A 20159-nucleotide genomic window follows, 5' to 3' on the forward strand; every position below is an offset into this window, starting at 1 on the left:
CGGAGCCGGGGCCAAGTCCCCGGCTCGTCAGGCCGCTCGCGTGGGAGACTGCGGGGCGGCTTCCGCCCACTCCAGGACGAGCCGCTGGTACTCCCGCCGCTCCTCCATACTCAGCGTCCCGCCGGCCCGGAACCAGAGGGCCCGGATCTCCTCGTTGACCTCGGCTGCGGAACGCTCGGAGTCGGCTTCAGGAGTGGTGGTGGACATGGTGTGAAGCATACGAGGCTTGACGTGAAGGCAATGTGAGTAAAGGTGCGCCTCACGACATAGCGGACCGTGAACCTGATCACCTCGATCGCCGCAACACCCGGCCCCGTCAGGTGCCCGGCTTGCGGCCGTACACAAAGACGTCGTCGCCGGTTTTCAACAGCGACCAGTACTTCTTGGCGGTGGCCGTGGTCATGTTGACGCAGCCGTGTGAGCCGGGCGGGTTCCACATGCTGACGCCGACCGAGTGGAAGGCCTGGCCGCCGTCGAAGAACTGGCTGTAGGGCATGGGGACGTCGTAGATGCTGGAGACGTGGTCGATGTGCCGCCAGTAGATCTTCTTCAGCCCGGTGCGGGTCTCGTAGCCGTCGCGTCCGGTACGGACCGGCACCGGCCCGTACACAAGCTTGCTGCCGTCCTGGATCCAGCTGAGCTGGAGCGTCAGGTTGACGCAGGCGATACGCCCCTTGTTGACGGGGCACTTGCCGTCCTTGTTGGGGTTGCTTCCGACGGCCTTCTGCTTGTTCATCAGATCCATCACGCCCCAGGTGATGGATCCCGCGTAGCCGGCGTTCGGGGCGATGCCGTGCTTGGTCTGGAAGGCCTGGATCGCCTTGCAGTCGGCGGCGGACTGCCTGCCGTCGACCGGTCGGCCGAGGAACTTCTCCACCTGCTTCTGATAGGGGCCGGTCTGTGTCGTGCAGCTCGCGGCCTGCGCGGGCGCCGTTCCCAGCGCGAGCGTGAGCGGCGCGACGAGTCCGGTGATCCCCAGTGCGACGGCTCCCCGTCTGCGTATGTCTCCCATGGTCAGGCCTTTCCTTCGTGTTCTTTTCGCGGTTTCCGCCTGCTAGACCCTCGTTTCGGGGTATGCGTTGTACGGCCGATCGGGCTGCGACCAAACAGTGACATTGCGCGCGGCGGAGCCGTAACGGGGGGCGACTCCGAGCGCCACACCCTCACGCGTCCCCGTGGCCCCGAACCGCCTGCCGGAAACCGGTGTTGACCGCCAGCAGGCCCCCGTCCACGCACAACGTCGTCCCGGTGATCCAGGCCGCGTCCCGGGAAGCCAGGAAGGCGACGGCGGCCGCGATGTCCTCCGGCTCGCCGACCCGGCCCAGCGGATACACCTCCCTCACCGCCGCGAGATCGGCGTCGCGTCCCTCCCACGCCGAGGTACGGACCGTGCCCGGCGCGACCAAATTGACGCGCACACCACGTGCGGCGGCATGCCCCGCGAGGGTGCGCGTCAGTGAGGTGAGACCCGCCTTGGCCGCGCTGTAGGCGTGGTTGCCGAAGTCCTGGATGCCGTTGACGGAGCCGATGCTGACGATGGCGCCGCGGCCGGAGGCCACCAGGTGCGGGAGTGCCGCGCGGCAGCAGCGGTACGCGCCGGTCAGGGTGAGGTCGAGATCGCGGGCCCACACCTCGTCCGGCTCGTCCTCGAAGAGCGGGGCGTCGGGCGTACACCCGCACGCGTTGTTGACCAGGACGTCCAGCGAACCAAAGGCGTCCACGGCGTACGCGACGGCCGCCTCCACGCTCGCCCGGTCCCCCACGTCGCACACGAACGCCTCGGCACACGCGCCGATGCGTTCGCGGATCGAGGCCGCCGTCCGCTCCGCCTCGGCCAGGTCCACATCGGTGACGAGTACCTGGGCACCCTCCTCCGCCAGCCGACGGGCGGTGGCCGCGCCGATGCCGCGGGCGGCGCCGCTGATCAGAACTCCATGTCCCTCGAAGCGCCTCATCTCAGTCATGGCACGGAAGGTACTGCCATGATCGTCACGGGTACAGATACCGTGCGCCCATGTCCGCGTTCATACAACAACTCCCGGCGCTGATCGGCGTGGTCATCGGCGCCCTCGGTTCGTATCTGGCGATCGTTCGGGGCGATCGGGCCCGCTTCCGTCGGGAGCAGGCGGTCCGCTGGGAGGAGCGGCGGCTCGCGGCGTACTCCGACTATGCCCGGTGTCTGAAGAAGACCGTCACGCTGACCTACCGGGTGGCCGCCCATCTGGAAATCGATCCGCATCCGCACCCACTGACGCCCCAGGAGGCGGCGCCCCAGATGGCGGAGGCCCTCGACGCCCGGGATCCGGCCTGGGAGGCGCTGCTGCTCCTGGGTGCTCCGGAGGTGGTGGAAGCGGCCCGCGCCTGGGTCGTGGTGGCCATCGACATGGAGCGTGTCGTGCAGGAGCCGGCCCTCTCGTCGGAGGCATGGCAGGCTCTGCTCGAACGGCAACGCGCCCGCCGCGAGGCGTACTACACGGCCGTCCGCGGCGATCTGGCGCTCCCGCCCGGTCATGGCGCCCGCTGGGAGCCCCACCTGCGCGTCTGACCTCAGCGATACCCCGTCACATCCGCCGGCCTGCCCGCGTCCTGGACCTCGACGAGGTAGCGCCAGGCGTCCGGCCGGCTGCCGTCGCGGTCGGTGAAGCCGTACACCTGGGCGAGCCGGCCGCTGGAGAGCGAGTCGCCGTTCCAGCGGGCGACGTCCGGGTCGGCGGCCAGTGCGACGACGGCGCGACCGACGTAGGAAGGCGTCTCGGAGATGGCGAAGTGCGGGACGCGCTCCAGAGCGTCGCGCCAGTTCTCCTCCCTCACGCCGAAGTTGTCGAGCATCATCTCCGAGCGCAGCCAGCCGGGGGTGAGCGCGACGGCGGTGGCGCCGCGCGGGCCGAGTTCGTGTCCCAGCGCGAACGCCATGCGCAGGACGGACGACTTGGCGAGGTCGTAGAAGAAGGAGACCCGGTAGGTGTCCCGGTTGTATTCCGCGGTGCCGTCGGTCATCTCGACGACGAGGCCGCCGGGGTGGCGCAGCAGCAGGGGCAGCGCGTGGTGGTTGGTGATCGCGTGCGTCTCGACGGCGAGGCGCAGCAGCCGCAGACCGTTGTCGAGGTCGTGTTCCCAGACCGGGGTGTCCCACGCGAAGAGTTTTTCGCCGCCCCAGATGTCGTTCACCAGGATGTCGAGGCGCCCTTGTTCGTCGGCGACGCGTGCGATCAGGGCCTCGACCTCGGCGGGGACCAGGTGGTCGGTGGGCACCGCGAGGCCGACGCCGCCCGCCGCGGTGACCAGGTCCGCGGTGTCCTCGAGGGTCTCGGGGCGGTCGTACTCCGAACGTCTTTCGCGCGTACTGCGCCCGGTCACATAGACGGTGGCCCCGGCCGCGCCGAGTTCCACGGCGATCCCGCGCCCCGCACCCCGCGTCGCTCCGGCGACCAGCGCGACCTTGCCTTCCAGCGACCCTTGCAGCGGTCCCGACATGTCCGACCTCCGTGCTCGTAGTGCTCACGGGCTGCCTTCGCGCCTGTGTCCCTACGAGGGTGCCGCGGAAGCCGGACATCTCCTGTCAGGTTTCTTCCGGCCGTCGTGTCACGTCAGTGGCCGCGCGCGATCCACTCCTCCAGGTGCGGGGCCTCCGCGCCGATCGTGGTCGACTCCCCGTGTCCCGTACGGACGACCGTGTCGGCGGGAAGGCCGAGCAGCCGTTCGCGGATCGACTCGACGATCGTCGGGAAGTGGGAGAAGGAGCGGCCGGTGGCTCCCGGGCCGCCCTGGAAGAGCGTGTCGCCGGTGAAGACGGTGCCCAGGCCCGGGTCGTAGAGGCAGACCGCGCCCGGGGCGTGGCCCGGGGTGTGCAGGACGGTGAGGTCGGCGCCGGCGGCCTCGATGACCTGGCCGTCCTGGAGCCAGGCGTCGGGCAGGCGGTCCGGGTGGGTCTGCTTCCACAGCGGCAGATCGTCGGGGTGCAGCCAGATCGTGGCGCCGGTGCGCTCCGCGAGGGCGGGCGCGGCGTCGATGTGGTCGTTGTGGGCGTGGGTGCACACGATGGCCCGCAGCCGCCGGTCGCCCACCGCCTCGGCGATGGCGTCGGCGTCGTGGGCGGCGTCGATGACGATCGCCTCGTGGTCGTCGCCGACGATCCACACGTTGTTCTCGACTTCCCAGGTGCCGCCGTCGAGGGAGAAGGTGCCCGAGGTGACGATGTGCTCGACGCGCGCGCTCATCACAGCACCACCACCGAGCGCAGCACGTCGCCGTGGTGCATCCGCTCGAAGGCGGGCTCGATCTCGTCCAGGGCGATCGTCTCGGTCACGAACGCATCCAGGTCAAGTCGTCCCTGGAGGTGCAGGTCGATCAGCATCGGGAAGTCGCGGGACGGCAGGCAGTCGCCGTACCAGGACGACTTGAGGGCTCCACCGCGCCCGAACACGTCGAGCAGTGGCAGTTCGAGCTTCATCTCCGGGGTCGGTACGCCGACGAGGACGACCGTGCCCGCCAGGTCGCGGGCGTAGAAGGCCTGCTTGTACGTTTCCGGGCGGCCGACCGCCTCGATGACGACGTCGGCGCCGAAGCCGCCGGTGAGCTGCTGAATCGCCTCGACGGGGTCGGTCGAGGCGGAGTTGACGGTGTGTGTCGCGCCGATCTTCGACGCGGTGGTCAGCTTCCGGTCGTCGATGTCGACGGCGATGATCTTCGCCGCGCCCGCGAGCCGGGCCCCGGCGATCGCCGCGTTGCCCACGCCGCCGCATCCGATGACGGCGACGGAGTCGCCCCGGCCCACGTTCCCGGTGTTGATGGCGGCGCCGATGCCCGCCATCACACCGCAGCCGAGCAGCCCTGCCACCGCCGGTGCGACCGCCGGGTCGACCTTGGTGCACTGCCCGGCGGCGACGAGGGTCTTTTCGGCGAAGGCGCCGATGCCCAGCGCCGGGGACAGCTCGGTGCCGTCCTTGAGGGTCATCTTCTGCTTCGCGTTGTGCGTGTTGAAGCAGTACCAGGGCCGCCCGCGCAGACAGGCCCGGCACTGCCCGCACACCGCACGCCAGTTGAGGATCACGAAGTCGCCGGGCGCGACGTCGGTGACCCCGTCACCGACCGACTCCACGATCCCGGAGGCCTCGTGGCCGAGCAGGAACGGGAATTCGTCGTTGATGCCGCCCTGCTTGTAGTGCAGGTCGGTGTGGCAGACCCCGCATGCCTGAATCTTCACCACGGCCTCTCCCGGCCCCGGATCCGGCACGACAATGGTCTCGACGCGCACGGGCTGGTTCTTGCCCGGGGCGATCACGCCACGTACTTCCTGCGCCATGGTGGTGAACCCTTCCGTAGATCGACGTTCCGTCGAACGACCCTACGGCGTGACCGACCGGTAGCAGGCCAGGTGCCGTCCAGCCACCTCGGTCCAGGTGTGCCGCCCGGCCCGCACGTGGGCCGCGTCGTGGGGAATGACGACCGTCTCGAGTCCCACCCGTCGGCGAGTTTTCGGCCCGCGTCCGCGCCGACGTAGCCTGAGCGTTCCGCGTCCATTCCCTCTAGGAGCGCCGTGAGCATCGCAGGTAAGCAAGCCGGACCGCCCGCCTGGCGGCTGCTTCTCGGCTATGTACGACCGCATCGATGGGCGCTGCTGGTGGGCGCCTTGCTGGCCCTGACGACCGGCGCCACCGGCCTGGTGCTGCCGCTCGTGGCGCGGGGGCTCATCGACGACCTGTCGCACGACCGGCCCATCGGGCGGGCGCTGCTCGGCATGGCGGCGCTGGTCGTCACCAACGCGGCGGTGGGGGCGCTCGGTTCGTACGTGCTGCGGCGCACCGCCGAGTCGGTGGTGCTCGGTGCGCGGCGTGCCCTGTCGTCGTATCTGCTGCGGCTGCGCATACCGGCGGTGGACCGCAGCGAGCCGGGCGACCTGATGGCCCGCATCACCTCCGACACGACACTGCTGCGCGAGGTCACGACCGACTCGCTGGTGGGCCTCGGCACCGGCGGCCTCACGCTCGCCGCGACGGTGGTGATGATGGGCCTGGTCGACGTGGTGCTGCTCGGCGTCACCCTGGGAGTGATCCTGTGCGCGGGTACGGTGCTCGGCGTGATCGTCCCGCGTATCAACCGGGCCAGCAAGCGGGCGCAGGACGCCGTCGGCGTGATGGGCGCCTCGCTGGAGCGGATCCTCGGCGCCCTGCGCACGATCAAGGCGTCCGGTGCCGAGCACCGCGAGGAGCAGACCATCCACGCCGCGGCCGAGGAGTCCTGGCGGCAGAGCGTGCGGGCCGCCAAGTGGTCGGCGGCCGCGGGCAATACGGCCGGTCTGGCGATGCAGATCGCCTTCATCACGGTCCTCGCGGTGGGCGGCGCGCGGGTCGCTACCGGCGCCATCGACGTGGGCACGCTGGTCGCCTTCCTTCTCTACGTCTTCTATCTGATGTCGCCCATCCAGCAGGTCGTCGGCGCGATCACGCAGTACCAGACCGGCGCCGCGGCGCTCGCCCGCATCCAGGAGGCGCTGCGGCTGCCCGCGGAACCGGCCGCCCTGCCCGCGCCGTTGCCCACGCCGGGCGCCGAACCGGCGGCGCTCACCTTCGACGACGTCCGCTTCCGGTACGCCGACGATCTGGCGTACGTCCATCACGGTGTGACCTTCGCCGTCCCGGCCCGCGGCATGACCGCGTTCGTCGGTCCCTCCGGGGCGGGCAAGACCACCGTCTTCTCGCTGATCGAGCGGTTCTACGAGCCCGAAGCGGGCGTCATCACACTCGACGGGCGTCCGCTGGAGGACTGGGATCTGCCCCGGCTCCGGTCGTCCATCGGCTATGTGGAGCAGGACGCCCCGGTCCTGTCGGGTTCCCTGCGCGACAATCTGCTGCTCGGCAACCCGGAGGCCGACGACACCGACATCACCCACGTGCTGAAGACGACGCGGCTCGACGGACTGGTCGCGCGGCTGCCGCGCGGTCTCGACACGCTGGTCGGACATCGCGGCACCAAGCTGTCCGGCGGTGAGCGCCAGCGCGTCGCGATCGCCCGCGCCCTGCTGCGCCGTCCGCGGCTGCTGCTCCTGGACGAGGCGACGTCGCAGCTCGACGCGGTCAACGAGGCCGCGCTGCGCGACACGGTCGCCGATGTGGCCCGTACGACCACGGTCCTCGTCGTCGCGCACCGGCTGTCCACCGTCACCATGGCCGACCGCATCGTCGTCATGGACGCGGGCCGGGTACGCGCCGTGGGCACCCACCGGGAACTCGTGGCCGGGGACCCGCTCTACGCGGAACTGGCCGCCACGCAGTTCCTCGCCACCGCCGGCTGACGACCGGTGACTTCGTGTGGTGGAGGCCCGTCCACCACACGAAGCGCGACCGTGCTGTCAGCACCGGCCCCGGCCACGCTCCTCACCCGAGAGGCGCGTCGTGCCGGCTGCGCTTGCCGCGGGCCCTGCGCGGGAGGAGTCTCGAAGGAGAGGCCCTTCGCGGCCCGCTCCTTAGCGGGCCGCGGCCTTCCGAGGAGGTCATCATGGGCACCGCGCTAGGCCCCGCCTTCGACACCGAAGCGCTTCGCCGGGGCATTGAAGGACACAGTGCGGCAGCTCTGCTGTCGCTCTACGCGGACGACGCGGAGATGCGCATCGTCGACCGCAACACCCAGCCGAGCCATCCGATGGTCAAACACGGTCGCGGCGAGATCGCCGACATGCTCAACGAGGTCTACAGCCGGGACATGACACACAAACTGGAACAGTGTGTCATCGAGGGCAACCACGTCGCTTTCACCGAGTCCTGCGAGTATCCCGACGGCGTGCGGGTGCTGGCCAGCTCGATGGTCTCGCTGCGCGACGGCAAGATCGTCGACCATACGTTGCTCCAGGCATGGGACGAGTAGAGAGGAACTGGCCGAAGGTCCAGATCACGTCTCGTCTGACCTGGACCTTCTCGGCGAAGGCCGCGATGGGGCGGTCGCGCCGGGCCCGGCGGCCACGACCGGTTTCCGCGGCGGGCAGGCTCGTCTCCCTCTCTCTTGTGCGGTCGGCACTCAGAGCAGCGCGTTCTCACCGTCATCCTCCGACACCACGTGCCGTTCGAACGCGGCGCTTCCGACGCCTGAGCCGTTGATCGTACGAGATACTCTGGTCGCGGGCCGTGACTGGCGCTGAGGTGGAGTACCACCGGGGAGCGGTCCGACGAAAGGGTCTTTGCCGCGCGCCTGGGCGATTGTGTCAACGACGCTCAGGAGTAGCCCATGTCCCAGGCCCAGCTCATGGACGGCGCGGGTCTCGCGCGCCGCATCGTCGAGGAGACCGCCAAGCGTGCGGCGGATCTCACCGGGCGCACAGGGGTGGCGCCGTGTCTCGCGACGGTGCTGGTCGGCGAGGATCCCGCCTCGGTCACCTACGTCCGGATGAAGCAGAACCGCAGCCGCAAGGCCGGTATCGAGTCGCGGCACGTGGCCCTGCCCGCCGACACCACGACGGCCGCGCTGGTCGAGACGCTGACGGCGCTGTCCGGCGACCCCACCGTGCACGGCATCCTGCTGCAGCACCCGGTCGGGCCGCACATCGACGAGCGGGCGGCGTTCGAGGCCATCGCGCCGGAGAAGGACGTGGACGGGGTGACGCTGAGCTCGTACTCGGCGATGAGCTTCGGGCTGCCGGGCTTCGTGTCCTGCACTCCCGGCGGCATCATGCGGCTGCTCGACGAGTACGACGTGGACCCGGCGGGCAAGCGCGCCGTCGTGGTGGGGCGCAGCGCGATTCTCGGCAAGCCGGTCGGCATGCTGCTGCTCGGCCGCGACGCGACGGTGACGTACTGCCACTCGCGGACGACCGATCTGTCCTCGGTCGTCCGCGAGGCGGACATCGTGGTGGCCGCGGTGGGACGGCCCCGGCTGATCCGCGGTGCGGACATCAAGCCGGGAGCCGTCGTGATCGACGCGGGCTACAACGCGGGGAACGTCGGTGACGTCGACTTCGACACCGCCCGCGAGCGGGCCGGACTGATCACGCCGGTGCCGGGTGGTGTCGGCCCGATGACGATCGCGGTCCTGCTGGAGCAGACGGTGACCGGGGCCGAGCGCCAGGCCGGGGCCTGATCAGCGCATCCACGCGCGGTACGACATCACGTCGCCGGCCTTGAGGCCGTACTCGGGATCGTCTTTCGTGACGGTGTCCTCGAGGCCGAGTACGGCGCCGGTCGCCGGATCCAGGATCAGCATCCGGCGCTGGAAGTGGGCCTTGTCGTCGTACACGTACGCCTGCCCCTGGCGGCCCAGCCGGTCGGTGACGGCTCCGGCCGGGCGCAGTCCCTGCGCGTCGGCGAGGATGCGGGCCAGCGCGGCGTTCTCGCGGGGACCGAGGGTCCAGTTGTCCAGCAACTGAGCTGCGGCGTCCAGGAGTCGGGAGGTGTTCAGCGTTTCGACGGGGTCGATCTCCTCGAGGTAGGCGCGCAGCCGCTTGGCGTCGTGCGGCGGTTGTGCCTGCGGTGGGGCGTCGCTCCAACTCGGCGGATATGTCAGCCTGCTGAGGACATGGCCGTCCTCGACCGTGCGCGGGACGGGGTCGGCGTCGGTGATGACCGGCCTGCCCGGACGGCGCGGGTCGGTCGCCACGACGAGTTCCGTGTGGCTGCCGTCGGCCTCCCAGCGGACCACGCGTTCCTCGGGGAGGGTGATCGGCGGCCGGGCTCCTGGCCCCGAGGTCAGGCTCAGGCTCCAGGTCTGGACATGGGTGCCCTGGCGCAACCGCGGCACGTTGTCGGATGCCGCCGCCCGGTCGGCGAGACGGTCCAGGGGTACGGGGGTGGAGCCGGCCTCGATGAGCAGCGGGCGGGGTGCGGCCACGGCGGGGGTGGTGGTCGATCCCGACAGCATGAGGGTGAGGACGATCACGCCGACGGCCGCCGCGGTCCCGAGGGTCCAGGTCCAGCGGCGCAGATGGCGGGAACGCCCACGGTGCAGCAGTTGGTTGAGGCGGCGCTCCGCGTGCTGGTCCAGCGGACGGTCCTGGAAGCGGTGGTCGTCGGACGGCACCGGGTTGGCGCGGCGCAGGAGTTCGAGTTCGTCAGCCATGGCCGTGCTCCTTCGGGTGGTGCGTCCCGCTGCCCACGGTGATCTGCATACGGTCGATCTCGGCCTTGAGCCTGCGGCGCGCTCGGTGCAGGCGCATCGCCGCGGCGCGGCTGCCGCAGCCGAGGGCGACGGCGACCTCGTCGACGCCGAGTTCCTCCCAGGCCGTGAGGCGCAGTACCTCCTGGTCGGCCGGGGAGAGCCGGGCCAGAGCCTCATGCACCCAGTCGCCCGGCGACGCGGAGTCGGGGCTGTCGACGACCTGTCTGCCGTGCGCACTCTCGTCGTTGCCGAGCCGGTCGACGAGCCTGCGGCGGCGCCCGTAGCCGCGTACGGCGTTGGCCAGACAGAGCCGTGCCACCCCGTACAGCCAAGGGAGCGGGGACGGCGGGAGGTCGGACCGGCGCCGCCAGGCGACGGTGAAGACGTCAGCCACCACCTCCTCCACGTCGCTGCTCCGGCCGTCCAGTCGCCGCGCAACGTAGCGGCTGACCGCCCAGTAGTGCGTGCGATAGGCAGCGGCGAAGGTCTCGTCGTCGCTCATGATCCGTAGGTGTCCGGCAGATCCGCGATCGTCACACCTGCCGATACACCTGTCGATGTGACGCTCGTCGCTTCGCTCCAGTGTGACGGCGGGCCCGGCGCCGGACACAGGCGGGTCATGGAAAGCACCTCTGTGACGATGCCGCCCGTACCCCTTGAAGTGCGTGCGCGGCGTCCTGGATTCGCCACGGTGAAGTGGCTGACCACCACCGACCACAAGACGATCGGCACGCTGTATCTGGTCACGTCGTTCGCGTTCTTCTGCGTCGGTGGGGTCATGGCGCTGTTCATGCGTGCCGAACTGGCCCGGCCGGGTCTGCAGATCATGTCGAACGAGCAGTTCAACCAGGCGTTCACGATGCACGGCACGATCATGCTGCTGATGTTCGCGACACCGCTGTTCGCCGGTTTCGCCAACTGGATCATGCCGTTGCAGATCGGCGCGCCCGACGTGGCGTTCCCCCGGCTGAACATGTTCGCCTACTGGCTCTATCTCTTCGGCTCACTGATTGCCGTCGGCGGGTTCCTGACCCCGCAAGGCGCAGCCGATTTCGGCTGGTTCGCCTACAGCCCGCTGTCGGACGCGGTTCACTCACCAGGTGTCGGCGCCGATATGTGGATCATGGGGCTGGCCCTCTCCGGCTTCGGCACGATCCTCGGCGCGGTCAACTTCATCACCACCATCATCTGTATGCGCGCCCCCGGGATGACGATGTTCCGCATGCCGATCTTCGTGTGGAACGTGCTGCTGACCGCGGTGCTGGCGCTGCTGGCGTTCCCGGTGCTGGCCGCCGCGCTGTTCGCGCTGGAGGCGGACCGTAAATTCGGTGCCCATGTCTTCGACGCCGCAAATGGCGGAGCATTGCTCTGGCAACACCTCTTCTGGTTCTTCGGCCATCCGGAGGTGTACATCATCGCGCTGCCGTTCTTCGGAATCATCAGTGAGGTGATCCCGGTCTTCTCGCGCAAGCCCATGTTCGGTTACATGGGCCTGATCGGCGCGACGATCGCGATCGCGGGGCTGTCCGTGACCGTGTGGGCGCACCACATGTATGTCACGGGCGGTGTACTGCTCCCGTTCTTCTCCTTCATGACGTTCCTGATCGCGGTGCCGACAGGGGTGAAGTTCTTCAACTGGATCGGCACGATGTGGAAGGGCTCACTGAGCTTCGAGACTCCGATGCTGTGGGCCACCGGATTCCTGGTCACCTTCGTCTTCGGCGGTCTGACCGGCGTGATACTCGCCTCGCCGCCGATGGACTTCCCCGTCTCGGACACCTACTTCGTGGTGGCGCACTTCCATTACGTGATCTTCGGGACGGTCGTGTTCGCGATGTTCTCCGGATTCCACTTCTGGTGGCCGAAGTTCACCGGCAAAATGCTCGACGAGCGCCTCGGAAAGATCACCTTCTGGACGCTGTTCATCGGCTTCCACGGCACCTTCCTCGTCCAGCACTGGCTGGGCGCGAACGGCATGCAGCGTCGCATCCCCGACTATCTGGCGGTGGAAGGCCTCACCACCCTCAATACCGTGTCGACCGTCTTCTCCTTCCTCCTCGGCGGTTCGCTTCTGCCGTTCTTCTACAACATCTGGAAGACCGCCACATACGGGAAGAAGATCGAGGTCGACGACCCCTGGGGTTACGGCCGCTCGCTGGAATGGGCGACGTCGTGCCCGCCGCCGCGCCACAACTTCCTCGCCCTGCCGCGCATCCGCAGCGAATCGCCCGCCTTCGACCTGCACCACCCCGAAATCGTCGCCGCGGAAGCGCAGTTGGAGATGTCCAGGAAGGAACTGCGATGACGGCCATGGACGACCGCCCACTGGACCCGCGGTCACTCATCAACGAACTGGAAGGCCATCTGCTCATCGAGGCCGCGCGCGCCGAGGGGCGGGCCGAGGCCGCTCGTTTCGCCCACTCCCTGGCCTGGCTGACGGAGACCCAGCGGGTCGAGGTGGAGGAACTCTATACGGAGGACTACCTGGCACTCACCCGCCGTTCCTGGGAGCGGACGGCACGGCGCAGCCGGGAACTGCGGGCCGAATACGAGGCGACGTACCGGGCGCTGCGGCGACATCTGTGCACCGGGTTCCTGCTCGTCCTGGCCCTCACCCTGGTGACGCTCTTTGCGGTCAGCCGACGTTGACCCTTGGGGCGAGTTCGGCGCGCAGCAGCATCCTGGACGACTCGTCCACCAGGTGTCGCAGGACGGACACGTAGGTTTCGTCGCCGCCCAGTTCATCCAGAATGCGGTGGCATGCGGCCCGGAACTCGTTGATGTCGTCCTCGTACCGACGAAGAACCACGGGCGAGAGAAGTATGTCGGTGAGTTCCGCCCGGGCGTGCGAGGAGCTCCTCGCGGCGGCGCTCAGCCCCAGGACACGTTCCGTGGAATGGGGCTCCGGCTCCTCAAGGGCGCAGGCCAGGAGATACGTCGCCGTGCCGTTCAGGAGGTCTTCGTCACGGCCGGACAGGATGTCTTCCTGGTCGTTGAATATCTGCCACAGGATGCCGAAGACATTGCCGAACTCGCGCCAGAGCTCCACCCTCTCCTTCTCGACGCCCGCCAGTTGTGCTGCCATCGCCGTGACCATGCTGAAGGGGGCTCCGGACTTTCCTCTGTACGCCGTGGTCACCGAGTCTCGCGTGGCGGCGCGCGTATCTCCGCGAAGGTCTCTCAGCTGCCCCTGGGTCGCGACGATCCAGCACCGCGTGATCTCGTCCGACAGGGCGCGGCACGCCGATGCCGGAATGCGCGGCGACTGAACGACGAGATGTGGGAGGGGAATTCCACTGACGAACGTCGCGAGCAGTGCCTCGCTCTCGCTGAGTTCACCGGCGAGGAAGGCGCCCTGTCCGTCGGCCAGGTCGTCGAGATAGCACGCGGAAGTCCACCACAGCTCATGCACGACAGCCAGCGGAACAGCGGGTTCGGGCGCGCCGGTCTCGACGGCGTGCACAATCATCGGCAGCACGGACAGGGGGTACTTGAACTCCCGATTCCGCACAAGTTCCGCGACCGCGTCCCGCACCGCGTCGGCCTCCGGGGTGAGTCCCTCGAGCGTGGCCCGCATCTCCGCGTCGATGGCCGCCGAGAACTGCCGATGTAGATCCAGGTACGACATGGAACGCACGTGCCGACTCCCCACCACCGAGATTGGATCGAGCACCGATTCGATCACTCCGGATGCCGGGCAGCCAGAGCGACTTTCGGCCAGGGCTGGCCAGTGGCGGTGGCGATTCCCGACGACTACCCTCCTGGCCGCACCAGACCGTGGTCGAAGGCGAACACGACCGCGTGCACACGGTCGCGCAGGCTCAGCTTGTCGAGGACACGGCCCACGTGGGTCTTCACGGTGGCTTCGCCGACGTGGAGTCGGGCGGCGATCTCCGCGTTCGACAGTCCGCGGCCCAGCAGGAGCAGCACCTCGCGTTCGCGGTCGGTCAGACGGGACAGACGGCGAGTGACCTCGGGTGGGGGTGCGGCGGGCGTGGTGCGGGCGAACTCGGCGAGCAGGCGGCGGGTGACCGAGGGGCCGAGCAGGGCCTCGCCCGCGGCGAGGGTGCGGATGCCCTCGATCAGGGTCTCGGGCGCGCTGCGCTTGAGCAGAAAGCCGCCGGCGCCCGCGCGGACGGCCGCGAAGACGTACTCGTCCAGCTCGAACGTCGTCAGGACCAGCACCTTGGGCATGCCGTTCACCGACGCGTCGACGATGGCCCGGGTGGCGGAGACTCCGTCCAGGAGCGGCATACGGATGTCCATGAGGACGACGTCGGGTGCGGTGGCGCCCGCCAGCCGCACCGCCTCCCGCCCGTCGGTCGCCTCGCCGACCACCGTGGTGTCGGGCTGGGTACCCAGCATCATCCGCAGCCCGGCCCGCATGAGGTCTTCGTCGTCGGCCAGCAGAACGCGGATCACACCAGCTCCTTCAGGGGAATGAGGGCTCTCACACACCAGCCGCCGTCCTCGGCGGGACCGGCCTCGAGGGTCCCGCCGAGGCGGCCGACGCGCTCCCGCATGCCGGTCAGGCCACGCCCGCCGGAAAACGGCGCGGGCTCGGTGCCCGTACCGTCGTCGGTCACGGTCACCCGTACGTCACCAGCGACGACTTCGACCCGCACCACCGCGTGAGCCGGCCGCGCATGCCGTACGACATTGGTCAACGACTCCTGGACCACCCGCCGCACCGCCTCCGCGACGGCCGGAGCCAGGTCCCCCAGCACGGCCGGGGCCGGCAGCCGCAGCTCGGCCGTCACCCCCGGGGGCAACTGGGCGACCAGAGCGCGCAGGGCTGCCTCGCAGTTGTAGGTGTCGGTGAGCAGCCCCAGCACCCTGTCGAGGTCGGTCATGGCACCCCGGCCGACCTCCTCGATCCGGGACAGCGCCTCCCGTACCGGCGACCGGTCGTCGCCGAGGGTGAGACGGGCCGCTCCGGCGTGGGTCACCATCACGGTCACCGCGTGACCGACCGCGTCGTGCAACTCCCTTGCCATCCACGTCCGTTCGGCGGCCACGGCCCGCTCGCTGTCGCGGGCGCGCAGCGCCTCCTCCGTCTCCCGGCGCGAGCGTCCGGCGCGGCCGACGAGCCACGCCATGGTGTGCAGGGCGACCGCCGGGACGAAGGCGTCCGACTCGCCGACCAGCACCGCCGCCACCGCCACCAGCGGCAACGCGGCTATTTCCAGGGCGCGTCGGGGTGGGCGGCTCTGCACGACCGAAGTAAGCGCGAGGGCGGTGGCCAGTGAGACGTTGGTGATCGGGGCGCCCGAGGCGCTCGCCGCGACGGTGGCCGCGGCGCCGGCCCACAGGGCGCAGCCGGGGGCGTACCGGCGCCCGGCAATGGCCATGAACCACACCACCGCCGAACCGCGTTCGACGACGGAGCCGCTCCACACCGAGGCGGTGTGATCGGACGGCCCGACGGCGATGGCCGCCGAGAGGTACGCGACCACCACGTCGAGCAGCACCCACAACGGGCCGCGCTCGACACCGCGGTCGGGCCGCCATCTCGTACGTATCTCCACCACAGGTCCGTCCCCCACGGGTGTCACGCTACGGGGCACGGCCGTCCGTGGCCGTCCCCCTGACGGTGGACATCGAGTCCACCCGGACGGGGATCGGTCCACCCGCCCCGGCGGACGCCGCGACCACCGCTCGGAGCCGAGCATCGCCGTATGGCGACAACTCAGCTCCCCTCCACGACCGAACAGGTGGCTCCCGGGCGGCACCTGCTGCGCGCGATCCTCCTGACCCCGCTCGGCATCGCACTGGGACCGGTTTCGGCCATCGCGGCCTTCCTCGCCACCGCCACGGTCACCGACCGCATCCCGCTGCTCGTCGCGGCCGCGCTGGCGGCACTGATCGTGGGCTGCGCGCTGCCGGTGTACGCGGGGGTGCGCCGCCGGAGTGTCACCGTGCTGGTGACCGCCGTCGTGACACTTCTCGCCTCGTCGGCAGCCTTCTTGACGGTCTTTCAGCCCGTTGACGAAACCGTCCCGCAGCCGCACTCCCGACCGACCGGGTACTGGAACCTCCCGACGGGCTCGCGCCTGGCCTACAGCCTCCAGCGCGCACACGGCACACCGCGTGCCACGCCGGTGATCGTGCTGCACGGCGGCCCCGGCACGCCCGGTGACGGGCCCGATCCGGTCGAGCGCGCCCTCGCCGCGCGCGGCTACGACGTGTACTCCTACGACCAGCTCGGTTCCGGCCGCTCGAACCGGCTGGCCGATCCCACCGGGTACACGGTGGCCCGGCAGGTCGCCGACCTGGAAGCCGTACGCCGACGGATCGGCGCCGACCGTGTTGTACTCCTCGGCGCGTCCTGGGGCGCGACGCTGGCGGCCGAGTATCTGGCCGCCCACCCCGGCCGGGTGGCCCGGATGGTGCTCACCTCGCCCGGTGTGCTGTGGGCCCCCGCCTGGCAGGGCCGCGACGAGGGCGACATCTGGGACCGGCTCACGCCGGCGCAGGAGCGCCGGATCGACGCGCTCGAGGCGAGCCCGCGGCTGGCGGCCTGGTCGCTGCTGATGGACGCGAATCCGAAGGCCGCCCACGCGCTGGTGCCCGACTCCGAGTTCGACCCGGTCTTCGCCAAGCTCCTGGCCATCGCCGCCCCGGCCGCGACCTGTCATCCCGAGCGCCCGCTGAAGAACCTCCCAGCCTCGCTGCCCGGCTTCTACTCCAACCAGTTCACCACTGAGGACCAGCTCACGGTCCCCGACCCGCGCCCCGCCCTGCGCCGCACGCGGGTCCCGGTCCTGGTCCTGCGCGGGGCCTGCGACTACAAGAACCCCGGCATCGCCCGGGAGTACGACGAGGTACTGCCGAACTCCACGCTCCGCACCATCGCCGACGCCGGTCACATCATCGACGCCGAGCAGCCCGAGCTCTACCGCAGGGCTGTCACGGGATTCCTCGACACCGAACAGGACGGTCGAGCTCCGGACCGGACGGAGAGCGACCGTCAGCGGTGACGACAGGGCGGCCTAGTCGGCCGCCGTCGCGGCCCACGAGGTCAGTTCGGACCGGGCCGCGCTCAGCAGTTCGGCGGACGGAGCGCTCGCCCCGTTCGTGACCAGCGCGTAGTGCAGGGTTCCCGAGTCCGGTGCGGTGAGCAGGAGGCGGCGGCTGCCGGTGCCGCCCGGCTCGGGGGCCACGGCGATCGGTGTGGTCGTGGTGTAGGCGGGCGGGGAGAACGTGGTCCCGAGGTCGGACACCACGGTCGTGGCCGAGGTCGGGAAGGACGCCGGCAGATGGAGTTCGGTGGGCGCGCTGGTGCCGTCGGAGCGCCAGAGCAGCAGGCTGTACTGGCCCGATCCGACGAGCTGGGAGACGCGCGGCAGGGACGACGGAACCGGGTTCCAGGTCAGAGTGGTGGAGCCGTCACGGGAGCGGTCCTCGTAGGTGAAGGCGACGGTGCTGCCCGAGGTCGCGCTCGGGTAGACGCGGTCCAGGAGGCGGGCGTCCTGGCGCAGTACGGCCGTACCGGAGTCGTCGAGGCGTACGGCGGACAGGTCTTCGTCGTTCCAGGCGTCTCCGGAGGTCAGGACCTTGTCGGGGTTGTTGTTCATCAGCTCGTGGTGACGGCCGTTGTAGATGTCCCACTGCCACTGGGTGCCGGAGAGCACCGGGCCGGAGGACGCCGACTTGGACCACCAACTCGCGCCCGGTACCCGGGAGTCGAGAGCCTGGTACATCGCCTTCAGGACGGTCGGGGCCTTGCCCGCGACCGTTCCCGCCAGCGGATGGCCGAACTCGCTCACGATCGCTGTCGTACCGGCGGCCGAGGCGCGGTCGCGCACCGTCCCGAAGTCGGTGGCGTACTGGCCGTCCTGCGCGTTGCCCCACATCAGGATGCCTGAGATGGCCTTCTGGTCGTAGAAGTGCGTGTTGAACACATAGCGCGGGCCCAGTGTGCCCGCGTCCAGCAGGCCGCCCTCCTGCTTCTGGGTGTCGATGTTGGCGTTCCAGAAGAGGTTCGGTTCGACGAAGGCGGGCTTGTCCTGCCAGCCGGCCGCGTCCATCCGGGCCCGGAACTTCACATAGAACGGCCAGAGCACGTCCCGTTCCCACGTGCGGCTGGTCTGCCCGGAGGAGTAGGTGCCCGCGTGCGGCTCGTTGAACGGGTCGAAGCCGACAAGACCCGCGAACTGGGCGGTGGTGAGGTGCTGTCTGACGTAGGTCATGGTGGCCTGGGCGGTGGTGAGGAAGGCGTCCTGGAGGCCGTACGCGTTGTGCCAGAAGTCGTACGACGCCTTTGTCACGGCCCCGTTCTGGGTGATGTTCTGGCCCCAGAAGATGCAGATCCCGCAGGACTCGCTGGGGTAATTACCGGCGTCCACGGCCCATTTGGGGGCGCCGTCGCCGGTGTACCAGCTGCCCGTGTTGAAGAGGTAGCGGGAGTAGAGGTCCTGGTGGAAGTCGGGGTACACGCGGATTCCTACGTCGAGGAAGGCGCGCATCTGGTCGGTGGCCGCGGCGAGGTAGGTGGTGTCGACCTGTCCGCGTACGGGTTCGGCGTAGGCCCACGAAAGCAGGAAGCGTACGGAGTTGCCCCCGCCGAGGGCGCGCAGGGCCGACGCGGACTTCTTGGCGTCGGCGACCGAGGCGAAGGGCAGTCCCTTGTTCTCCGCCAGCTTCGTTTCGCCTGAGACGTTGTAGCCGCGCAGGACGACCTCGCGGCCGAGGCCGTCGGTGAAGCGGCCGCCGTCGACCGTGAGGGTGGCCGCCGCCTGTGCGTCGAACCACAGGGAGTCGAGGAGTCCGTCCGCGGCGGCGGGCTGTGTGCCCGCCGCCGAGAGGAAACCGGTGAGGAGTACGAGGACGCCGAGCAGACGCGCACGCAACTTCGACATGTTCACAACAGTCGCGGCTGCACCAGGAGGCGTCAACACCTCTGACTCCAGAGTAAGTTTCAGCTTTTGCGCCCTTGGGCCCCTGCCTTTACGCGCCGACCCGTCGTGTCACGTTCAGCAGCTACTCCTGCCACGCCGCCCTGCCGCGCGGGATCCGGGTCACCCCAGGGAAATCCCCGTGCCGCACCCCGAGGCGCCCCGCCTCCGCTCTCCCTAGGCTCCGGCCACCGGACCGACCGGTCCCTGTCCACCGGCAAGGAGCCTTCCATGAACGCAGCCCGCATGGCCTCTTCCCCGGCCGATCCCGCCCCGCGGGCCTCCGTGGCCCCCCATCGCCGCCTGGCCGACGCCGCCTCCTTCGACAAGGTGGTCGGGGACGCCCGCCAGGTCGCCGCCGTCTACTTCTACCTGCAACTCGACTCACTGGTCTGCTGCGCCCACCAAGTGGCCGCCGACTTCTTCGCCCGCCCCCAGCTCTACACCGACCTCGGCGAACAGCGCCTCGCGCCCCGCCTCGCCGAGCTGCACGCCCGAGCCGGCAGCGACGAGCGGATCCCCTCCCAGGCCCAGCGTGACGCCATCTACCGGGCCGTCTTCGGCCGTTCGGCCGCCGAGGAGGCTGACGCCGCACCCGTACAGGGCGACTTCCAGCGTCTGTCCACCGACCTGATCGCCGCCGTGAGTGCCTACGCCGAGCGCGTCTTCGACAGCGGCGAGGCCATGCTCCGTGAGCGTGTCCGCACCTCTCACCGCCCGTTGCGCGACTACCTCACCGGCCTTTCTGGGGACTCCCTGGACTGGGCGGCCGGCGAAGCCCTCGCCTCCATCGCCCGCGACCGCGCCTACCCGATCCTCCGCAACCCCGGCATCTGCGCCGTTTTCGGCATCTCCACCCCGCCCGTCGCCGACTGGCCCTACCTCCCGGACTCCAACGCCGACAAACTCGTCGAGGAGATCACCAAACAGCTCGCCGGCACCGGCCCCACCGCCCACCCCGTCCTCACCCGCGAGGCCATCAGCAACCGCCAGCGCGCCGCCCTGCGGGGAGCCGAAGCCCTCATCGCCGTCCTGGACTTCACCGACGACGGCTCGGAGGAGCAGCTCACGGCGCTGATCACCCGCTCTTACACGTGGGGCGCGGCGCTCGGAGCCCTCGCCCCGGCCACCGGCACCGCCAGCCGTGCGCCGTTGCCGCTGTCCCCCGAGCGGTGAGGCACA

General features: G+C 69.9%; 20 protein-coding genes and 1 riboswitch. Of the genes, 8 read left to right on the top strand and 12 right to left on the bottom strand.

Annotation, left to right across the window (positions count from 1 at the left end; translation table 11 throughout):
- Nucleotides 1-27: 27 nt before the first annotated feature.
- The 3 genes from AB0D57_RS07920 to AB0D57_RS07930 all read right to left on the bottom strand — a co-directional run bounded on the left by AB0D57_RS07920 (nt 28) and on the right by AB0D57_RS07930 (nt 1964).
- Nucleotides 28-219: a hypothetical protein gene (locus AB0D57_RS07920; protein ID WP_362068436.1), complete on the bottom strand. Its 192-nt coding sequence runs from the start codon at nt 217-219 to the stop codon at nt 28-30.
- A 97-nt stretch (nt 220-316) separates the two neighbouring features.
- The gene (locus AB0D57_RS07925) at nt 317-1012 is read right to left on the bottom strand and encodes a L,D-transpeptidase (protein WP_362068439.1); all 696 of its coding nucleotides are present in this window, start codon (nt 1010-1012) and stop codon (nt 317-319) included.
- A gap of 151 nt (nt 1013-1163) precedes the next feature.
- The gene (locus tag AB0D57_RS07930; protein ID WP_362068442.1) at nt 1164-1964 is read right to left on the bottom strand and encodes an SDR family NAD(P)-dependent oxidoreductase; all 801 of its coding nucleotides are present in this window, start codon (nt 1962-1964) and stop codon (nt 1164-1166) included.
- 50 nt (nt 1965-2014) lie between these two features.
- On the opposite strand from AB0D57_RS07930, the gene AB0D57_RS07935 reads away from it, so the two are divergent.
- Nucleotides 2015-2545 (top strand): hypothetical protein, encoded by a 531-nt coding sequence (locus AB0D57_RS07935; RefSeq protein WP_362068445.1) that lies wholly within the window; start codon nt 2015-2017, stop codon nt 2543-2545.
- Nucleotides 2546-2547: 2 nt separating this feature from the next.
- Here AB0D57_RS07935 and AB0D57_RS07940 read toward each other — a convergent pair whose 3' ends face one another.
- The 3 genes from AB0D57_RS07940 to AB0D57_RS07950 all read right to left on the bottom strand — a co-directional run bounded on the left by AB0D57_RS07940 (nt 2548) and on the right by AB0D57_RS07950 (nt 5302).
- The gene (locus AB0D57_RS07940) at nt 2548-3474 is read right to left on the bottom strand and encodes an SDR family oxidoreductase (protein WP_362068448.1); all 927 of its coding nucleotides are present in this window, start codon (nt 3472-3474) and stop codon (nt 2548-2550) included.
- A 113-nt stretch (nt 3475-3587) separates the two neighbouring features.
- Nucleotides 3588-4217, bottom strand: coding sequence for an MBL fold metallo-hydrolase (locus tag AB0D57_RS07945; protein WP_362068451.1), 630 nt, complete (start codon nt 4215-4217; stop codon nt 3588-3590).
- Nucleotides 4217-5302 carry an S-(hydroxymethyl)mycothiol dehydrogenase gene (locus AB0D57_RS07950; RefSeq protein ID WP_362068454.1) on the bottom strand — a complete coding sequence of 362 codons (1086 nt, stop codon included), beginning with the start codon at nt 5300-5302 and terminating at the stop codon, nt 4217-4219. Before AB0D57_RS07950 ends, AB0D57_RS07945 begins: the two co-directional genes overlap by 1 nt.
- A 234-nt stretch (nt 5303-5536) precedes the next feature.
- On the opposite strand from AB0D57_RS07950, the gene AB0D57_RS07955 reads away from it, so the two are divergent.
- The 3 genes from AB0D57_RS07955 (at nt 5537) to AB0D57_RS07965 (ending at nt 9066) form a co-directional block, all read left to right on the top strand.
- The gene (locus AB0D57_RS07955) at nt 5537-7291 is read left to right on the top strand and encodes an ABC transporter ATP-binding protein (protein ID WP_362068457.1); all 1755 of its coding nucleotides are present in this window, start codon (nt 5537-5539) and stop codon (nt 7289-7291) included.
- A gap of 203 nt (nt 7292-7494) precedes the next feature.
- Nucleotides 7495-7860, top strand: a complete 366-nt coding sequence (locus AB0D57_RS07960; RefSeq protein ID WP_362068460.1) for a nuclear transport factor 2 family protein — start codon at nt 7495-7497, stop codon at nt 7858-7860.
- 247 nt (nt 7861-8107) lie between these two features.
- A riboswitch (ZMP/ZTP riboswitch) is annotated at nt 8108-8194 on the top strand.
- A gap of 23 nt (nt 8195-8217) precedes the next feature.
- The gene (locus tag AB0D57_RS07965) at nt 8218-9066 is read left to right on the top strand and encodes a bifunctional 5,10-methylenetetrahydrofolate dehydrogenase/5,10-methenyltetrahydrofolate cyclohydrolase (RefSeq protein ID WP_362068463.1); all 849 of its coding nucleotides are present in this window, start codon (nt 8218-8220) and stop codon (nt 9064-9066) included.
- Here the strand turns inward: AB0D57_RS07965 and AB0D57_RS07970 are convergent, their stop codons facing one another.
- Together AB0D57_RS07970 and AB0D57_RS07975 are read right to left on the bottom strand one after the other, a co-directional pair.
- Nucleotides 9067-10041 carry a CU044_5270 family protein gene (locus tag AB0D57_RS07970; protein WP_362068466.1) on the bottom strand — a complete coding sequence of 325 codons (975 nt, stop codon included), beginning with the start codon at nt 10039-10041 and terminating at the stop codon, nt 9067-9069. It lies immediately after the preceding gene.
- A complete protein-coding gene (locus AB0D57_RS07975; protein ID WP_362068469.1) occupies nt 10034-10582 on the bottom strand; it encodes a sigma-70 family RNA polymerase sigma factor in 549 nt (182 codons plus the stop codon). The genes AB0D57_RS07970 and AB0D57_RS07975 overlap by 8 nt, the downstream gene beginning before the upstream one ends.
- A 138-nt stretch (nt 10583-10720) precedes the next feature.
- Between AB0D57_RS07975 and ctaD the strand changes: the two genes are divergently transcribed.
- Entirely contained in the window at nt 10721-12385 is a 1665-nt protein-coding gene (gene ctaD, locus AB0D57_RS07980) for a cytochrome c oxidase subunit I (protein WP_362068526.1), read from the top strand.
- Nucleotides 12382-12729 carry a hypothetical protein gene (locus AB0D57_RS07985; RefSeq protein WP_362068472.1) on the top strand — a complete coding sequence of 116 codons (348 nt, stop codon included), beginning with the start codon at nt 12382-12384 and terminating at the stop codon, nt 12727-12729. Before ctaD ends, AB0D57_RS07985 begins: the two co-directional genes overlap by 4 nt.
- Here AB0D57_RS07985 and AB0D57_RS07990 read toward each other — a convergent pair.
- The 3 genes from AB0D57_RS07990 to AB0D57_RS08000 all read right to left on the bottom strand — a co-directional run bounded on the left by AB0D57_RS07990 (nt 12716) and on the right by AB0D57_RS08000 (nt 15626).
- Nucleotides 12716-13708, bottom strand: a complete 993-nt coding sequence (locus tag AB0D57_RS07990; RefSeq protein ID WP_362068529.1) for a polyprenyl synthetase family protein — start codon at nt 13706-13708, stop codon at nt 12716-12718. The two genes, AB0D57_RS07985 and AB0D57_RS07990, sit on opposite strands and share 14 nt — an antisense overlap.
- 125 nt (nt 13709-13833) lie before the next feature.
- Complete coding sequence (locus AB0D57_RS07995) at nt 13834-14502, bottom strand: response regulator transcription factor (protein WP_362068475.1); 669 nt, start codon at nt 14500-14502, stop codon at nt 13834-13836.
- Complete coding sequence (locus AB0D57_RS08000; protein WP_362068478.1) at nt 14499-15626, bottom strand: sensor histidine kinase; 1128 nt, start codon at nt 15624-15626, stop codon at nt 14499-14501. Before AB0D57_RS08000 ends, AB0D57_RS07995 begins: the two co-directional genes overlap by 4 nt.
- A gap of 132 nt (nt 15627-15758) precedes the next feature.
- On the opposite strand from AB0D57_RS08000, the gene AB0D57_RS08005 reads away from it, so the two are divergent.
- Complete coding sequence (locus tag AB0D57_RS08005; protein ID WP_362068481.1) at nt 15759-17060, top strand: alpha/beta hydrolase; 1302 nt, start codon at nt 15759-15761, stop codon at nt 17058-17060.
- Between the two features lie 12 nt (nt 17061-17072).
- Here AB0D57_RS08005 and AB0D57_RS08010 read toward each other — a convergent pair whose 3' ends face one another.
- On the bottom strand, nt 17073-18941 hold the full coding sequence (locus AB0D57_RS08010) for an endoglycosylceramidase (RefSeq protein ID WP_362068484.1): 1869 nt from the start codon (nt 18939-18941) through the stop codon (nt 17073-17075).
- 267 nt (nt 18942-19208) lie between these two features.
- On the opposite strand from AB0D57_RS08010, the gene AB0D57_RS08015 reads away from it, so the two are divergent.
- Nucleotides 19209-20153, top strand: a complete 945-nt coding sequence (locus AB0D57_RS08015; RefSeq protein ID WP_362068487.1) for a hypothetical protein — start codon at nt 19209-19211, stop codon at nt 20151-20153.
- Nucleotides 20154-20159: the final 6 nt, after the last annotated feature.

This window comes from Streptomyces sp. NPDC048275 (assembly GCF_040652275.1).
Classification (GTDB): Bacteria; Actinomycetota; Actinomycetes; order Streptomycetales; family Streptomycetaceae; genus Streptomyces.

Excerpts from the sequence above, each read along its gene's own strand:
- AB0D57_RS07920 (WP_362068436.1), bottom strand. The coding sequence starts at position 219 with ATGCTTCACACCATGTCCACCACCACTCCTGAAGCCGACTCCGAGCGT.
- AB0D57_RS07925 (WP_362068439.1), bottom strand. The coding sequence starts at position 1,012 with ATGGGAGACATACGCAGACGGGGAGCCGTCGCACTGGGGATCACCGGA.
- AB0D57_RS07930 (WP_362068442.1), bottom strand. The coding sequence starts at position 1,964 with ATGACTGAGATGAGGCGCTTCGAGGGACATGGAGTTCTGATCAGCGGC.
- AB0D57_RS07935 (WP_362068445.1), top strand. The coding sequence starts at position 2,015 with ATGTCCGCGTTCATACAACAACTCCCGGCGCTGATCGGCGTGGTCATC.
- AB0D57_RS07940 (WP_362068448.1), bottom strand. The coding sequence starts at position 3,474 with ATGTCGGGACCGCTGCAAGGGTCGCTGGAAGGCAAGGTCGCGCTGGTC.
- AB0D57_RS07945 (WP_362068451.1), bottom strand. The coding sequence starts at position 4,217 with ATGAGCGCGCGCGTCGAGCACATCGTCACCTCGGGCACCTTCTCCCTC.
- AB0D57_RS07950 (WP_362068454.1), bottom strand. The coding sequence starts at position 5,302 with ATGGCGCAGGAAGTACGTGGCGTGATCGCCCCGGGCAAGAACCAGCCC.
- AB0D57_RS07960 (WP_362068460.1), top strand. The coding sequence starts at position 7,495 with ATGGGCACCGCGCTAGGCCCCGCCTTCGACACCGAAGCGCTTCGCCGG.
- AB0D57_RS07965 (WP_362068463.1), top strand. The coding sequence starts at position 8,218 with ATGTCCCAGGCCCAGCTCATGGACGGCGCGGGTCTCGCGCGCCGCATC.
- AB0D57_RS07970 (WP_362068466.1), bottom strand. The coding sequence starts at position 10,041 with ATGGCTGACGAACTCGAACTCCTGCGCCGCGCCAACCCGGTGCCGTCC.
- AB0D57_RS07975 (WP_362068469.1), bottom strand. The coding sequence starts at position 10,582 with ATGAGCGACGACGAGACCTTCGCCGCTGCCTATCGCACGCACTACTGG.
- ctaD (WP_362068526.1), top strand. The coding sequence starts at position 10,721 with ATGCCGCCCGTACCCCTTGAAGTGCGTGCGCGGCGTCCTGGATTCGCC.
- AB0D57_RS07985 (WP_362068472.1), top strand. The coding sequence starts at position 12,382 with ATGACGGCCATGGACGACCGCCCACTGGACCCGCGGTCACTCATCAAC.
- AB0D57_RS07990 (WP_362068529.1), bottom strand. The coding sequence starts at position 13,708 with ATGTCGTACCTGGATCTACATCGGCAGTTCTCGGCGGCCATCGACGCG.
- AB0D57_RS08005 (WP_362068481.1), top strand. The coding sequence starts at position 15,759 with ATGGCGACAACTCAGCTCCCCTCCACGACCGAACAGGTGGCTCCCGGG.
- AB0D57_RS08010 (WP_362068484.1), bottom strand. The coding sequence starts at position 18,941 with ATGTCGAAGTTGCGTGCGCGTCTGCTCGGCGTCCTCGTACTCCTCACC.
- AB0D57_RS08015 (WP_362068487.1), top strand. The coding sequence starts at position 19,209 with ATGAACGCAGCCCGCATGGCCTCTTCCCCGGCCGATCCCGCCCCGCGG.